The 14,315-nt window shown below is 56.2% G+C and carries 14 protein-coding genes; 5 read left to right on the forward strand and 9 right to left on the reverse strand.

What is annotated here, in order from left to right; all coding sequences use genetic code 11:
- Positions 1–4 precede the first annotated feature (4 nt).
- Positions 5–973 carry a GlxA family transcriptional regulator gene (locus tag NYE92_RS17545; protein WP_088900618.1) on the reverse strand — a complete coding sequence of 323 codons (969 nt, stop codon included), beginning with the start codon at positions 971–973 and terminating at the stop codon, positions 5–7.
- A gap of 133 nt (positions 974–1,106) precedes the next feature.
- On the opposite strand from NYE92_RS17545, the gene NYE92_RS17550 reads away from it, so the two are divergent.
- Positions 1,107–1,751 (forward strand): cysteine hydrolase family protein, encoded by a 645-nt coding sequence (locus NYE92_RS17550; RefSeq protein WP_042677074.1) that lies wholly within the window; start codon positions 1,107–1,109, stop codon positions 1,749–1,751.
- A 47-nt stretch (positions 1,752–1,798) separates the two neighbouring features.
- Here the strand turns inward: NYE92_RS17550 and ridA are convergent, their stop codons facing one another.
- The 4 genes from ridA to argF all read right to left on the reverse strand — a co-directional run bounded on the left by ridA (position 1,799) and on the right by argF (position 4,932).
- Entirely contained in the window at positions 1,799–2,185 is a 387-nt protein-coding gene (ridA, locus tag NYE92_RS17555) for a 2-iminobutanoate/2-iminopropanoate deaminase (RefSeq protein ID WP_014606727.1), read from the reverse strand.
- A gap of 82 nt (positions 2,186–2,267) precedes the next feature.
- A complete protein-coding gene (gene pyrI / locus NYE92_RS17560; protein WP_013024382.1) occupies positions 2,268–2,732 on the reverse strand; it encodes an aspartate carbamoyltransferase regulatory subunit in 465 nt (154 codons plus the stop codon).
- Between the two features lie 11 nt (positions 2,733–2,743).
- Positions 2,744–3,679: an aspartate carbamoyltransferase gene (gene pyrB / locus NYE92_RS17565; protein ID WP_013024383.1), complete on the reverse strand. Its 936-nt coding sequence runs from the start codon at positions 3,677–3,679 to the stop codon at positions 2,744–2,746.
- Between the two features lie 245 nt (positions 3,680–3,924).
- Positions 3,925–4,932 carry an ornithine carbamoyltransferase gene (argF, locus tag NYE92_RS17570; RefSeq protein WP_259019296.1) on the reverse strand — a complete coding sequence of 336 codons (1,008 nt, stop codon included), beginning with the start codon at positions 4,930–4,932 and terminating at the stop codon, positions 3,925–3,927.
- Positions 4,933–5,095: 163 nt separating this feature from the next.
- On the opposite strand from argF, the gene rraB reads away from it, so the two are divergent.
- Both rraB and miaE read left to right on the forward strand, forming a co-directional pair.
- On the forward strand, positions 5,096–5,518 hold the full coding sequence (rraB, locus tag NYE92_RS17575; RefSeq protein ID WP_013024385.1) for a ribonuclease E inhibitor RraB: 423 nt from the start codon (positions 5,096–5,098) through the stop codon (positions 5,516–5,518).
- Positions 5,519–5,574: 56 nt separating this feature from the next.
- On the forward strand, positions 5,575–6,336 hold the full coding sequence (gene miaE / locus NYE92_RS17580) for a tRNA isopentenyl-2-thiomethyl-A-37 hydroxylase MiaE (RefSeq protein WP_259019297.1): 762 nt from the start codon (positions 5,575–5,577) through the stop codon (positions 6,334–6,336).
- 5 nt (positions 6,337–6,341) lie between these two features.
- Here miaE and NYE92_RS17585 read toward each other — a convergent pair whose 3' ends face one another.
- The 4 genes from NYE92_RS17585 to pepA all read right to left on the reverse strand — a co-directional run bounded on the left by NYE92_RS17585 (position 6,342) and on the right by pepA (position 11,820).
- Positions 6,342–6,839 (reverse strand): GNAT family N-acetyltransferase, encoded by a 498-nt coding sequence (locus tag NYE92_RS17585; RefSeq protein WP_072136356.1) that lies wholly within the window; start codon positions 6,837–6,839, stop codon positions 6,342–6,344.
- Positions 6,840–6,919: 80 nt separating this feature from the next.
- Positions 6,920–9,775, reverse strand: coding sequence for a valine--tRNA ligase (locus NYE92_RS17590; RefSeq protein WP_089517655.1), 2,856 nt, complete (start codon positions 9,773–9,775; stop codon positions 6,920–6,922).
- A gap of 5 nt (positions 9,776–9,780) precedes the next feature.
- Complete coding sequence (locus NYE92_RS17595; RefSeq protein ID WP_259019298.1) at positions 9,781–10,239, reverse strand: DNA polymerase III subunit chi; 459 nt, start codon at positions 10,237–10,239, stop codon at positions 9,781–9,783.
- A gap of 69 nt (positions 10,240–10,308) precedes the next feature.
- A complete protein-coding gene (gene pepA, locus NYE92_RS17600) occupies positions 10,309–11,820 on the reverse strand; it encodes a leucyl aminopeptidase (RefSeq protein WP_088900620.1) in 1,512 nt (503 codons plus the stop codon).
- Positions 11,821–12,088: 268 nt separating this feature from the next.
- Here pepA and lptF point away from each other — a divergent pair, with 268 nt between their 5' ends.
- Both lptF and lptG read left to right on the forward strand, forming a co-directional pair.
- Positions 12,089–13,189 carry an LPS export ABC transporter permease LptF gene (gene lptF, locus NYE92_RS17605; RefSeq protein WP_014606721.1) on the forward strand — a complete coding sequence of 367 codons (1,101 nt, stop codon included), beginning with the start codon at positions 12,089–12,091 and terminating at the stop codon, positions 13,187–13,189.
- On the forward strand, positions 13,189–14,265 hold the full coding sequence (gene lptG, locus NYE92_RS17610; protein WP_014606720.1) for an LPS export ABC transporter permease LptG: 1,077 nt from the start codon (positions 13,189–13,191) through the stop codon (positions 14,263–14,265). The genes lptF and lptG overlap by 1 nt, the downstream gene beginning before the upstream one ends.
- Positions 14,266–14,315 lie beyond the last annotated feature (50 nt).

Consider the following 14,315-nt stretch of genomic DNA (forward strand, 5'->3'; position numbering starts at 1 on the left):
GCAGTCAGTCGCGGCTAAACAAGTTACGCCAGGCTCCCGGCGAGGTCTTGAAAGTCCTGTTAAAGTGCTGGCGCAAGGATACCGCACTGCCAAAGCCTGACTGTTGCGCCACGTTTTCGATCGGCTGGCGCGTGCTTTCCAGCAAACGTTGAGCATACGCAAGACGCTGGCCCAGCAGCCACTGGTTGACCGTCATTCCCGTCAGCTCACGAAAGCGTCGGGTGAAGTTTCGCCGGCTCATGGACACTCGCTGCGCCAGTGCATCAAGCGTATGCTGCTCAGCGAGGTTCGCCACCATCCAGTTCAATAAATCCGATAAACGGTCTCCGCCCGGCTGATGGTGCAGGGGCTGTTCAATATACTGCCCCTGGCCGCCCTGACGGTGGGGCGCAACGACCAGCCGCCGTGCAATCTGGTTCGCCACCTCTGCGCCATACCAGCGGCGTACTAAATGCAGACAGCAATCGAGCCCTGCTGCGGTGCCGGCCGACGTCACCAGTCGCCCGTCATGCGCATCCAGATACAACACGTCAGGCAGTAATGTGATCTGCGGATAGCGCTGCGAAAAATCTGCCACTGCGCTCCAGTGCGTGGTGGCTTGCTGTCCATCAAGCAGCCCGGCTTCCGCCAGCACATAGGCGCCCAGGCACAGGCCGACCACCGTTGCCCCGCGCTGCCAGGCCGTTCGCACCGCATTCAGCATGGACTCGGGTGGACGTTCCGTTGCGCTGCGCCAGGAAGGGACGATTAACACCTCGGCCTGCATGGCATCCTCAAGCGTCAGATCGCTATGTAACGTAAAACCCGCGACGGTGCGCAGCTTAGCATTTTCGTCAGCATCCACGGCACAGACGCGCAGATCGAAGGCAGGTAAACCTTCACCGGCACGGTTTTCAAACACCAGGCAAGGCACTGAAAGGTGAAAAGGACTTATACCGTTAAACGCCAAAACGGCGATAGTGCTGGGTGGCATCCTGGTTTCCATATTGGCCCGATTATTTCGTTTATTTTCTTTCGGGCCACTGTACCGCATTCCGGCTAAAGGGGAAGATGGGGTGAGAGGACTGGCGCACCGTCAGCTCGGCATTTTCAGAGGAGTTCTGCTAATGGTCACAACCTTTACCGCAAAGCGCGCCTTGATCGTAATTGATGTTCAGAATGAGTATTTTAGCGGCAATCTTCCACTGGAATATCCCAGCCCTGATGAAACGCTGACCAATATTGGTCTTGTTATGGATAAGGCGCGTGAGGCGGGGATCCCGGTGATTGTGGTGCAGCAGACCTCGCCTGCTGATGCCCCCTTGTTTGCGGTAGACAGCGACGGCTGGCAACTGCATCCCACCGTGGCTTCACGTCCGCACGATCTTCTGCTAAAAAAATCCCGTGCCAGCGCCTACGCCGGCACGCAACTGGCGGAGTGGCTGGCAGAGCGCGATATTAATACGCTTACCGTTACGGGTTACATGACCCACAACTGTAATGCCTCAACCATTAACCACGCCTGGCACAGGGGAACCGCCGTAGAATACCTTCATGATGCCAGCGGATCGCTGCCATATAAGAATCAGGCAGGACAGGCGAGCGCAGAAGAGATCCATCGGGTATTTTGTGTGGTATTGCAGTCAAATTTTGCGGCGGTGCTTTCAACCCAGCAGTGGCTGACGTGCGTGGACAGTGGTATGTTGCCGGTGCGTGATACGCTTTACCGCTCAAATCAACGGGCGCGTGGAGTGCTGTACCAGGAAAGGTAAGGACAGTGTGCAAAAACGCGCACGGTCAGTGCCGTGCGCGGTCAGATTTAGCGACGCAGCGCGATCGCTTCAATCTCAATCTTCACATCTTTGGGCAGACGGGCCACTTCCACGCAGGAACGCGCCGGAAAGGGCGCATTGTGCTCGGTAAAGAAGGCTTCGTAGGTGGCGTTTACGGTCGCAAAGTCATTCAAATCTTTCACGAATACCGTGGTTTTCACGATATCGGCAACCTTCAGGCCCGCCGCTTCGACGATCGCCTTCACGTTTTCCAGCGACTGGCGCGCCTGTGCCGATACGTCTTCAGCAACGTCGCCCGTGGCCGGGTTCACCGGAATCTGACCCGAGGTGATGATCATGCTGCCGAGATCAACGCCCTGCACGTAGGGGCCGATAGCCGCTGGGGCTTTTTCCGTACTGATTTCACGAGACATCATTTCTCCTTAGAGTAAGGCCGGGGCAGCAAAGGCGCTGCCCGCCATAAAACGCGGTTCATTATAAGCGCGGCAGGGCCGATTAAAAGTGACCCAATACCACATGACGGGCGAACTCTTTCTCACAGTATTTACACTTGAGGTGTACCTCATCGGCGCGGTGCTTCACGGCGAAGCTGGAGAACACCGGTTCGCTGCGGCTGATGCAGTTGCTGTTCGGGCAGGTCAGCACCCGATCGATGCGATCCGGTAGCGCAGGGGCGATCTTGGCCACCACTTCATAGTCATCAATGCGGTTGACGGTGGCGTGCGGCGCATAAAACGCCAGCTGATTGATCTGATCTTCCGTGAGATAGGTGTTCTCGATCTTAATCAAATCTTTGCGGCCCATTTCCCCCGACGGCAGATTCAGGCCGATGGTGATGCGCTGGTCGGTTTCGGTCAGGCGAAACAGCGACAGGAGCTTAAAGCCTACCTGCGCAGGGATGTGATCGATAACCGTGCCGTTTTTGATGGCTTCGACCTGCAGTTTGTTATCCTGGCTCATACTGTCACTCCTTACAGGGCGGTGTCGCTGTTTAAAACCAGTGCCAGTAAAGCCTGGCGTGCGTAGATGCCGTTACCGGCCTGCTGGAAGTACCAGGCGTACGGCGTGCTGTCCACGTCGGTGGTGATTTCATCGATGCGCGGCAGCGGGTGCAGCACCTTCATGTTGTCGCGCGCACCGTTCAGGTCTGCGGCGCGTAAAATAAACTGCGCTTTGACGTTGGCATATTCTGAAGGGTCAAGTCGCTCTTTTTGCACCCGGGTCATGTAGAGAATATCCAGATCCGGCATCACCTCTTCAAAGCTGTCGTGACGTGACCAGGTGATATTCTGCTCGTCCAGCATATCGGTAATATATGCCGGCATCGCCAGCGCATCCGGGGCGATAAAGAAGAAGCGGTTGCCGTCAAACTTCGCCAGCGCCTGGGTCAGAGAGTGCACGGTGCGCCCATATTTCAGGTCACCCACCATCGCCACGTTCAGGTTGCTGAGGCGCCCCTGGGTTTCACGAATGGTGAACAGGTCCAGCAGCGTTTGCGTTGGGTGCTGATTTGCGCCGTCTCCGGCATTCAGAATCGGGATGCCGTTGGAAAACTCGGTGGCCAGCCGCGCGGCGCCCTCCTGCGGATGACGCATCACGATGGCATCCACGTAGGTGCTGATAACCGAAATGGTATCGGCCAGGGTTTCCCCTTTTTTACCCAGTGACGTATTGCTGCCATCGGCGAAGCCCACCGCAGAGGCGCCCAGGCGATGGATGGCGGTTTCAAACGACAGCCGGGTGCGGGTCGAGGCCTCAAAGAAGCAGCTGGCGATCACGTTATGTTTCAGCAGTTCCGGCTGGGGATGTGCTTTAAGCTGCGCAGCGGTGTGCAGGACCAGCTCCAGCTCGTCGCGGCTGAGATCGTTAATTGAAATGATATGCTTGCGATATAGCGGGTTAGCCATAGCTCTCTCCTCTGCGGCGCGGCCGGATTGCGGACAAAAAAAAGCCCCTTAGAAAGGGGCTTTTTTAAGATCGGTTCGATGACGGAAAGAAACAGCGGTGCCGCCTGCGTTGAGGCGAGGTAGCGCGTCACATTGTGCACGATGCTGTTGCATGTTTCCTCCGGCAAATTGTGGCGCATTATACGCCATCAGGCATGCGCATCAAGGAAAAATCGCGCCACAGGTAAACGTTTGCGGCAACCCGATTAGCGCTGTCCCAGCGTGGCCACCATCACCGCTTTAATGGTGTGCATCCGGTTTTCCGCCTGATCGAATACGATGCTGTGCGCCGACTCAAAGACGTCATTGCTGACCTCCATGCCATCCTGCAGGCCGTACTGTTCCGCCATCTGACGGCCCAGCGTGGTCTGATCGTCATGGAAGGCCGGTAAGCAGTGCAGGAATTTCACCTGCGGATTGCCGGTCAGCGCGAGCATCGCGTGGTTGACCTGATAGTCGCGCAGCAGGGCAATACGTTCTTCCCACACTGCTTTGGCTTCACCCATGGAAACCCAGACGTCCGTATAGATGAAATCGGCGCCTTTCACGCCCTCGGCAATATCTGCCGTCAGGGTGATTTTGCCGCCGGTCTGTTCGGCAACCTGACGGCACTGGGCCACCAGGTCGGCTTCCGGCCAGCAGCTTTGCGGTGCGACCATACGCAGATCTAAGCCAACCTGTGCCGCCGCTTCCAGCATGCTGTTACCCATATTGTTGCGAGCATCGCCCACGTACACCAGGGTCATCTCACTGAGCAGCTTGCCTGGCAGATGCTCCTGCATGGTCAGCAGATCGGCCAGCAGCTGCGTTGGGTGGAACTCGGTGGTCAGGCCGTTCCACACCGGCACGCCAGCATGTTCCGCCAGGGTTTCGACCAGTGCCTGACCGTAACCCCGATACTGAATACCGTCATACATGCGGCCTAACACGCGCGCGGTGTCTTTCATCGACTCTTTATGGCCGATCTGGCTGCCGCTTGGGCCGAGGTAAGTGACGTTTGCCCCCTGATCGTAAGCGGCAACTTCGAAAGAGCATCGGGTACGGGTCGAGTCTTTTTCGAAGATGAGCGCGATGTTTTTGCCTTTCAGGTACTGGGTTTCACTGGCGGTTTTTTTTGCGCGTTTTAATTCGGCGGACAGGGTAAGCAAGTAGTCAATCTCAGCCGGGGTAAAATCCAGCAGCCTGAGGAAATGACGTTGATACAACTGACTCATACAGCACTCCGGTACGGGGTTTATAATGAATTAAAATTCAATTTAACCGTATGAATATGCATTTTCAACCCTGACGAGAATAATCTTTTCTGTTTTGTGTAGTGGCGCGACAGGCAGTATGGGAAAATAATCACTTATTGCCGAACTCAGAGAGGATATCGCCATGGCATTTGAAGCATTGTTGGAAGAGCAGCGTGAAGAGACGCGGCTGATCATCGAAGAACTGTTAGAGGATGGCAGCGATCCCGATGCGCTCTATACCATTGAGCACCATCTCTCCTGTAACAACTTCGACTCGCTGGAAAAAGCGGCGGTGGACGCCTTTAAACTGGGCTATGAAGTCACCGAGCCAGAAGAGCTGGAGCTGGAAGACGGCACTACCGTGATGTGTGTGGACATCCTCAGCGAAGGCGCGCTGAAAGCGGAGCTGATTGATGCCCAGGTGGAGCAGTTGGTGAACCTGGTAGCCAAATACAACGTCGACTATGACGGCTGGGGTACCTACTTCGAAGACCCGAACGCCCAGGATGACGACGAAGACGACGGCGAGGCTATCGACGAAGACGACAACGGCATTCGCCACTAATCAACACCGGCGGAGCCTGCTCCGCCTTTCCTGTTCTCCGGCCCTGTCTGACATCCATGAATTACGCATCTTTACTTGAACCGATACATCAGTTTTTGCTCTGCCGCACGCCTCAGGCCTGGATCCTTGAGGCGCGTAAACCGGAAAACCTGACCCTGCTGCTCACTGACCATCTGGTATGCGAACTGAAAGCGGCCCAGACCGCCGTGTGGCTGATCCGCAAATACGTTGCCGACAAACCCAGCGGTGACCGGATTCTGGCGTGGCTGAAGCCTTACGAGAATTTTATCTTCCGCGAGGACGGCGACAGCGATTTTATCAACGCCCATAAAAATCTGACCAAAGCCATTATTGTGCGTAACGAGCTTCCCTGGGCGGACGATCTGGTTGAGAAAATGGTGCTGCTGATTAAAGAAGAGCTGCATCACTTTTATCAGGTATGGGAAATTATGCAGGCGCGCGGGCTGGTCTATCAGAAAATCACCTCAAGCCGTTACGCCAAAGGCCTGCTGCGTGAAGTGACCACCCACGAACCCGATACGCTGGTGGATAAGCTGATTTGCGGTGCCTATATTGAGGCGCGCTCCTGCGAACGCTTTGCCAGCCTGGCGCCTTATCTGGATAGCGAATTAGAGAAGTTTTATATCTCGCTACTGCGTTCAGAAGCCCGGCATTACCAGGATTACCTGGCGCTGGCCGCGCAGATCTCACCGAAAGACATTTCGGCGCGCGTGCGGGCGATTGGGGAAGCGGAGGCCAGGCTAATCAGTGAACCGGACACGGAGCTGCGCTTTCACAGCGGTGTTCCGGCGTTTTAAGCGCATTACAGCGTTTTCAGCATCCTGAACTCGCAGTCACCATGTCCGGTACAGCCCAGCGCATGGTCGATGCGGGCAAAACCCAGCGATTCATAGAGCTTAATGGCGCGGGTTAAGCTGCCGGTGGTTTCCAGATAGCAGCGGCGAAAGCCCCGCTGACGCGCGTGCGCCATGGCTAAAAGCGCCAGTTCACGCGCCACGCCGAGGCCACGGATGCCCGGCAGGAAATACATCTTTTGCAGCTCACAGATATCCGGCGCGCTGCAGGCGAGGGGGGCAATGCCGCCGCCGCCCATCACTTTTCCCTGATGTTCCACAATCCAGTAGGCGCTGTGCCCGGCGCTGTAAAGTTCATAAAGCTGGTCCAGATTGGGATCGGCCACGGTATAGCCTTTGTCCGCCGTCAGGCCAAATTCCGCAGAAACGTCACGGATCACCCGGGCGATATGAGGATTGTCGTCGGCAGTAATGGGCCGCAACTGAATATCGGCAATGGTTTTCATCAAAATTCCGGTACAAAGTGAGCGCAATAAAAAAGCCGGGCAAGCCCGGCTTCATGTTCAAGCTAGCGGACTACGACGCATTACAATGCCGCAATCACCGCCTGCTGTTCAATCAGTTTTGCTTTTGACTGTTCCATCTCGGCGACGCGCTCGCGCTCTTTGGCAACGACCGCTTCCGGTGCTCGGGACACAAAGCCTTCGTTAGCCAGCTTGGTCTGGATCTTCTCGATTTCCACATCCAGCTTCAGCAGCTCTTTGGCCAGTCGCTCCAGCTCGGCGGTTTTATCCACCAGATCCGCCATCGGGATCAGCAGCTCGGCGCCTTCCACGATTTTGGTCACCGACACCGGGCCTTTCTCGCCCGCAGGCAGAATGGTCAGGCTTTCCAGTCGCGCCAGGCGTGACAGGAAGTTACGGTTGGCCTCAACGCGGCGCTGGGCCGCCGGGGAGCAGTCGCGTAGCAGCACATCCAGCAGCTTGCTGGGCGCGATGTTCATCTCCGCACGGATATTACGGACCGCGATGATCGCCTGCTTCATCCACTCGATGTCGGCTTTGGCTTCGGCATCTTCTTTCGCTGCATCAAACTGCGGGAACGGCTGCAGCATGATGGTGTCGTCGCTGATGTTTTTCAGGCCTTTCACGCGCTGCCAGATGGTTTCCGTGATAAACGGAATGATCGGGTGCGCCAGGCGCAGCAGCGCTTCCAGTACATGAACCAGCGTATGGCGCGTGCCGCGCAGCTCGGATTCACTGCCGCTGTTCATCACCGGCTTAGTCAGCTCCAGGTACCAGTCACAGAACTGGTTCCAGGTGAAGTCATACAGGATGTTGGCAGCGATATCGAAGCGATAGCTGTCCAGCGCCTCACGATAGGCTTTTACCGTGTGGTTGAACTCGGTCAGAATCCAGCGATCCGCCAGCGACAGCGTCATCTCGCCGCCGTTCTGACCGCAGTCCTGGTCTTCGGTGTTCATCAGCACAAAGCGGCTGGCGTTCCACAGCTTGTTACAGAAGTTGCGATAACCTTCCAGTCGCTTCATGTCCCAGTTGATATCACGGCCGGTTGAGGCCAGCGCCGCCAGCGTAAAGCGCAGGGCATCGGTACCTGATGGCTCAATGCCGTTCGGGAACTGCTTCTCGGTACGCTTGCGGATTTTTTCCGCCAGCTGCGGCTGCATCATGTTGCCGGTGCGTTTTTCCAGCAGATCTTCCAGCGAAATGCCGTCAACCATATCCAGTGGGTCAATCACGTTACCCTTGGATTTCGACATCTTCTGGCCTTCTTCGTCGCGGATCAAACCGGTCATGTAGACGGTTTTAAACGGCACCTGCGGCTTGCCGTTTTCATCTTTGATGAAGTGCATGGTCAGCATGATCATGCGGGCAATCCAGAAGAAGATGATGTCGAAGCCACTCACCAGCACGCTGGTGGGGTGGAAGGTGCGCAGGGCTTCGGTATTTTCCGGCCAGCCCAGCGTCGAGAAGGTCCACAGGCCTGATGAGAACCAGGTGTCCAGCACGTCATCGTCCTGACGCAGCGCCACATCGGCGGCCAGGTTGTTCTCGGCGCGAACCTCGTCTTCGGTACGACCCACATAAACGTTGCCGTCGTTGTCATACCAGGCCGGAATACGGTGGCCCCACCACAGCTGACGGGAAATACACCAGTCCTGAATATCACGCATCCAGGAGAAGTACATGTTCTCATACTGCTTCGGTACAAACTGAATATCGCCATTCTCAACCGCTTCAACCGCGACTTTTGCCAGCGGTGCCGTACGCACGTACCACTGATCGGTCAGCATCGGCTCGATGACCACGCCGCCACGGTCGCCGTAAGGCACGGTGAGATCATGCGGTTTGATCTCTTCCAGCAGGCCCAGCTCGTCTACCGCAGCCACGATGGCCTTACGGGCGGCAAAACGCTCCATCTTCTGGAAAGCAGCAGGAATCGCGTCGCTGTAAGCGGTGCTGGCTTCGCCGTTGGTGTCATAAACCTGCGCGCTTTCACGGATATCGCCGTCGAAGGTCAGGATGTTGATCATCGGCAGCTTATGACGACGGCCCACTTCGTAGTCGTTAAAGTCATGCGCCGGGGTGATTTTCACGCAGCCGGTGCCTTTTTCCATGTCGGCGTGCTCATCGCCTACCACAGGAATCAGGCGGTTAACCAGCGGCAGCATGATAAATTTACCGATCAGATCTTTGTAACGCGGATCTTCCGGGTTTACCGCCACGCCGGTATCACCCAACAGGGTTTCCGGACGGGTGGTTGCGACGACCAGATAATCTTTACCGTCGGCGGTTTTCGCGCCATCGGCCAGCGGATAACGGATGTGCCACATCGAGCCTTTGCTCTCGCGGTTTTCCACTTCCAGGTCAGAGATTGCCGTACGCAGCTTCGGATCCCAGTTCACCAGGCGCTTGCCACGGTAGATCAGGTTTTCTTTGTACAGGCGCACAAACACTTCTTTCACCGCATTAGACAGGCCATCGTCCATGGTGAAACGCTCGCGCTCCCAGTCAACCGAGTTGCCCAGGCGGCGCATCTGGCGGGTAATGGTGCCGCCCGATTCAGCTTTCCACTGCCAGATTTTGTCGATGAACGCATCGCGACCGTAATCCTGACGGGTTTTGCCTTCTTCTGCGGCGATCTTGCGCTCAACCACCATCTGGGTGGCGATGCCTGCGTGATCGGTACCGGCCTGCCACAGGGTATTTTTGCCCTGCATGCGCTGGTAGCGGATCATGGTGTCCATGATGGTTTGCTGGAAGGCGTGACCCATGTGCAAGCTACCGGTGACGTTCGGCGGCGGGATCATGATGCAAAAGCTTTCCTGGCTGGTGTCGCCATTCGGTTTGAAGTAGCCCTGCTTTTCCCAATGCTCGTAAAGCGGCTGCTCGATATCTTGCGGGTTATATGTCTTATCCATTTCTGCTATGTCGTTTGCGGCTGTGGCGGCGTTGCCGTATTCAATTGGAAGCCAACGCTGCGATACGCTTTGTAGCGATCGCGCGCCAGCTGTTTGAGAGCGTCTTCGTAAGGAACGAAGTCTATCACTTCATGGAAAGCAGTAGCAAAATCTGCGAACTGGGGCAGCAGGCTGATCAGCAGGTCGCGTGGCGAATTGCCCCGACGCTGCGGCCATGCCAGCTCAACCGGTGCGCCGTAGCGCGGACCTTCCCCGGCGAGATTGTGCGGCACAAAGGCGTTGGCGGGGCGCTGCCACAGCGCCTCATCAAGCCGAATGGCTTGCTGCTCATCTTCACAGGCGATGAGCACCCGCTTACCGGCCCGCCAGCGTATTTCCGCCAGATCGCACACCAGCGCTTCAACGGCGCTTAAGCCATCGCTGGATGCATCGGTTTCCAACACGTAGAAGGTTGCGTTTTTCATCGAATTGCCTGTTTAAAGAAAAGAAGGGCGGAGTAAGCTCCGCCCCGATGGGTTCGGTGGTCCGTACGATCAATCGTCGCCGTTCAGGCCAGCACGATTCAACAGGAACTGCGACAGCATCGGCACCGGACGACCGGTGGCGCCTTTGGCCTTGCCTGAACGCCAGGCGGTACCGGCGATGTCCAGATGCGCCCAGTTATATTTGCGCGCAAAACGGGCCAGGAAGCAAGCGGCGGTAATCGCCCCACCCGGACGGCCGCCAATGTTCGCCATATCGGCAAAATTGGATTCCAGCTGTTCCTGATACTCATCGGCCATCGGTAAACGCCAGGCGCGGTCGCCAGACTGCTCCGAGGCACCAATCAGTTCATGCGCCAGCGGATTGTGGTTCGACAAGAGTCCGCTGATGTGATGACCCAGGGCAATGACGCAGGCGCCGGTCAGTGTGGCAACGTCAATCACCACTTCCGGATCGAACCGCTCCACGTAGGTCAGCGCATCACACAGCACCAGGCGGCCTTCAGCATCGGTATTTAACACTTCAACTGTCTGACCGGACATGGTGGTCAGCACGTCGCCCGGACGCATGGATTTGCCGTCCGGCATGTTCTCGCAGCCGACCAGCACGCCCACCACGTTCAGCGGCAGATTCAGTTCGGCGACCATGCGCATCACGCCATAAACCGAGGCCGCGCCGCACATGTCGTACTTCATCTCATCCATGCTGTCCGCAGGCTTGATGGAGATACCGCCGGAGTCAAACGTCAGCCCTTTACCAACCAGCACAATCGGGCGCGCGTCGGTATCCGGGTTGCCTTTGTACTCAATGACCGACATCAGGGATTCATTATGCGATCCCGCGCCCACCGCGAGGTAGGCGTTCATGCCCAGCTCTTTCATCTGCTGCTCGCCAATCACGCGGGTCGTGATGTTTTTGCTGTAGGCATCCGCCAGCTGGCGCGCCTGAGATGCCAGGTACGCAGGATTACAAATGTTAGGTGGCATGTTGCCCAAATCTTTTGCCGCTTTCACACCGGCGGCCACCGCCAGCCCGTGCTGAATGGCGCGCTCACCGCTGGTGAGTTCACGGCGCGTCGGCACGTTAAACACCAGCTTACGCAGGGGACGACGTGGCTCCGCTTTGTTGCTCTTCAACTGGTCGAAGTTATACAGCGCCTCTTTCGAGGTTTCGACGGCCTGACGCACTTTCCAGTAAGTATTACGCCCTTTGACGTGCAGCTCGGTCAGGAAGCACACGGCCTCCATCGAGCCAGTGTCATTCAGCGTGTTGATGGTTTTCTGGATCACTTGCTTATACTGGCGCTCGTCCAGCTCACGCTCTTTACCGCAGCCAATCAGCAGAATACGCTCTGACAGGATATTCGGCACATGATGCAGCAGCAGCGTCTGGCCCACTTTGCCTTCCAGTTCACCGCGGCGCAGCAGGGCGCTGATATAGCCGTCGCTGATCTTATCCAGTTGCTCGGCAATCGGTGACAGACGACGCGGTTCGAAAACACCAACTACAATGCATGCACTGCGCTGTTTTTCCGGACTACCGCTTTTTACACTGAACTCCATGCACTCTCCTGAATCTTAAAGACAACGGCCGCTGCTGCCGCTAGAATGTAGCGCGTTCGTGACCCATTTATTAATTAGAGCAACATGACAGCATGCTGCTGGAGGTCATAATGAATCAGGGTGACAAGATGTTGTTTTTTCACCACCCAAACGCGATTACCATACATTTTTAGCGTCGACGACGGCCATTTATGAAGAAAAATGGCTAATAAGCGTTGAAATTAGCGATTTTCCTGCAAAAAGACAAGTTTTCACAGGCGTATTAAGCGTGATCATTATTAGATATCTGGTTCGGGAAACGCTCAAAAGCCAGCTGGCTATCCTGTTTATCCTGCTGTTGATCTTCTTCTGTCAGAAGTTGGTAAGGATTTTAGGGGCTGCGGTGGATGGCGAAGTGCCGACAAACCTTGTTCTGACGCTGTTAGGACTCGGCGTGCCTGAAATGGCGCAACTTATTTTGCCCCTAAGCCTGTTTCTGGCGATTTTAATGACGCTCGGGCGGCTGTATACGGAAAGTGAAATTACCGTTATGCATGCCTGCGGCCTGAGTAAGGCGGTGCTGGTCAAAGCGGCGATGGTGCTGATGCTGTTCACCTCGTTAGTGGCTGCGGTTAACGTCATCTGGCTTGGCCCCTGGTCGTCGCGCTATCAGGAACAGGTCACTCAGAACGCTAAAGCGAACCCCGGCGCAGCGGCAATGGCTGCCGGGAAGTTTCAGACATCCAGCGATGGCAACACCGTACTGTTTGTTGAAGACGTTAAGGGCAGCAATTTTGGCCATGTCTTCCTGGCACAGCTGCGGCCAAAAGGGAATGCGCGGCCTTCCGTGGTGCTGGCCGACAGCGGCCATATGGAACAAAAGAATGACGGCTCACAGATTGTGACCCTGGATAAAGGCACTCGCTTCGAGGGAACGGCGTTGCTGCGTGATTTCCGCATCACCGACTTCACTAACTACCAGGCTTACGTAGGTTATAAGCAGGCCACGCTGGATCCTAACGATGTAGACCAGGCCACGTTTGCTACGCTGTTATCGAACAAAACACCTGAGTTTAAGGCCGAACTTCACTGGCGTATTACGCTGGTCTTTTCCGTGCTGATTATGGCGTTAATGGTGGTGCCACTCAGCGTGGTCAACCCGCGTCAGGGACGCGTGCTCTCGATGCTGCCCGCGATGCTGCTGTACCTGATTTTCTTCCTGCTGCAGAGTTCGCTGCGCTCAAGCGGGGCGAAAGGCCGCCTCGATCCGGCTATCTGGATGTGGGTGGTGAATATCAGTTATCTGGCGTTAGCGATCGTGCTTAACCTGTGGGATACCGTGCCGATGCGTCGAATTCGTGCGCGCTTTACACGCGGAGGATCGGTCTGATGTTTCGCGTTCTCGATCGTTATATCGGTAAAACGATATTTAATACCATCCTGATGACGCTGTTTATGCTGGTCTCGCTGTCCGGCATTATCAAGTTCGTCGATCAGCTGCGTAAAACCGGACAGGGTGCCTACAGCGCGCTGGATGCAGGTTATTACACCTTGCTGAGTGTGCCAAAAGACATCGAAATCTTCTTCCCAATGGCGGCCCTGTTAGGTGCATTGCTGGGGCTGGGAACGCTGGCGCAGCGTAGTGAACTGGTGGTCATGCAGGCGGCGGGCTTTACCCGCATGCAGGTGGCCCTGTCGGTGATGAAAACGGCGATTCCGCTGGTGCTGCTGACCATGGCTATCGGCGAGTTTGTCGCCCCTCAGGGCGAGCAGATGGCGCGAAACTTCCGTGCGCAGCAGCTCTATGGTGGCGCGCTGGTGTCGACGCAGAGCGGTTTGTGGGCCAAAGACGGCAACAACTTTATCTACATTGAACGTGTTAAAGGCGACGATGAAATTGACGGCGTCAGCATTTACAGCTTCACAGACGATCGCCGTTTACAGAGCGTCCGCTATGCTGCAACGGCGAAATGGGATAAAGACAAGAAGTTGTGGGTGCTGTCTCAGGTGGACGAATCGAATCTGACCGATCCGAAACAAATCACCGGCTCACAAAGCCTGACTGGCGAGTGGAAAACCAGCCTGACCCCAGACAAACTGGGCGTGGTGGCGCTGGATCCGGATGCGTTGTCGATTACCGGCCTCTACGATTACAGCAAATACCTGAAGCAGAGTGGTCAGGAGTCTGGCCGTTACCTGCTGAACATGTGGAGCAAAATCTTCCAGCCGCTGTCCGTGGCGGTCATGATGCTGATGGCGCTGTCGTTTATCTTTGGTCCGCTGCGTAGCGTATCCATGGGCGTGCGCGTGGTCACCGGGATCAGCTTCGGCTTCCTGTTCTACGTACTGGATCAGATTTTTGGCCCGCTCAGCCTGGTTTATGGTCTGCCGCCGATTTTCGGCGCGATCCTGCCCAGCTTTGCCTTCTTTGCCATCAGTCTGTTTATGCTGATAAAACGGCGATAGATGCTGACAGTCAGAAAGGCCGCGCGATGCGGCCTTTTTTTATGGCTGGT

The organism is Pantoea sp. B566 (genome assembly GCF_024793925.1).
GTDB classification, from domain to species: domain Bacteria; phylum Pseudomonadota; class Gammaproteobacteria; order Enterobacterales; family Enterobacteriaceae; genus Pantoea; species Pantoea ananatis.

Bases quoted from the DNA above. Each gene is read 5' to 3' on its own strand.
- NYE92_RS17595 (WP_259019298.1), bottom strand. From the start codon at position 10,239: ATGAAAAACGCAACCTTCTACGTGTTGGAAACCGATGCATCCAGCGAT.
- pyrI (WP_013024382.1), bottom strand. From the start codon at position 2,732: ATGAGCCAGGATAACAAACTGCAGGTCGAAGCCATCAAAAACGGCACG.
- NYE92_RS17545 (WP_088900618.1), bottom strand. From the start codon at position 973: ATGCCACCCAGCACTATCGCCGTTTTGGCGTTTAACGGTATAAGTCCT.
- pepA (WP_088900620.1), bottom strand. From the start codon at position 11,820: ATGGAGTTCAGTGTAAAAAGCGGTAGTCCGGAAAAACAGCGCAGTGCA.
- NYE92_RS17585 (WP_072136356.1), bottom strand. From the start codon at position 6,839: ATGAAAACCATTGCCGATATTCAGTTGCGGCCCATTACTGCCGACGAC.
- pyrB (WP_013024383.1), bottom strand. From the start codon at position 3,679: ATGGCTAACCCGCTATATCGCAAGCATATCATTTCAATTAACGATCTC.
- NYE92_RS17590 (WP_089517655.1), bottom strand. From the start codon at position 9,775: ATGGATAAGACATATAACCCGCAAGATATCGAGCAGCCGCTTTACGAG.
- argF (WP_259019296.1), bottom strand. From the start codon at position 4,932: ATGAGTCAGTTGTATCAACGTCATTTCCTCAGGCTGCTGGATTTTACC.
- rraB (WP_013024385.1), top strand. From the start codon at position 5,096: ATGGCATTTGAAGCATTGTTGGAAGAGCAGCGTGAAGAGACGCGGCTG.
- lptG (WP_014606720.1), top strand. From the start codon at position 13,189: ATGTTTCGCGTTCTCGATCGTTATATCGGTAAAACGATATTTAATACC.
- miaE (WP_259019297.1), top strand. From the start codon at position 5,575: ATGAATTACGCATCTTTACTTGAACCGATACATCAGTTTTTGCTCTGC.
- NYE92_RS17550 (WP_042677074.1), top strand. From the start codon at position 1,107: ATGGTCACAACCTTTACCGCAAAGCGCGCCTTGATCGTAATTGATGTT.
- ridA (WP_014606727.1), bottom strand. From the start codon at position 2,185: ATGTCTCGTGAAATCAGTACGGAAAAAGCCCCAGCGGCTATCGGCCCC.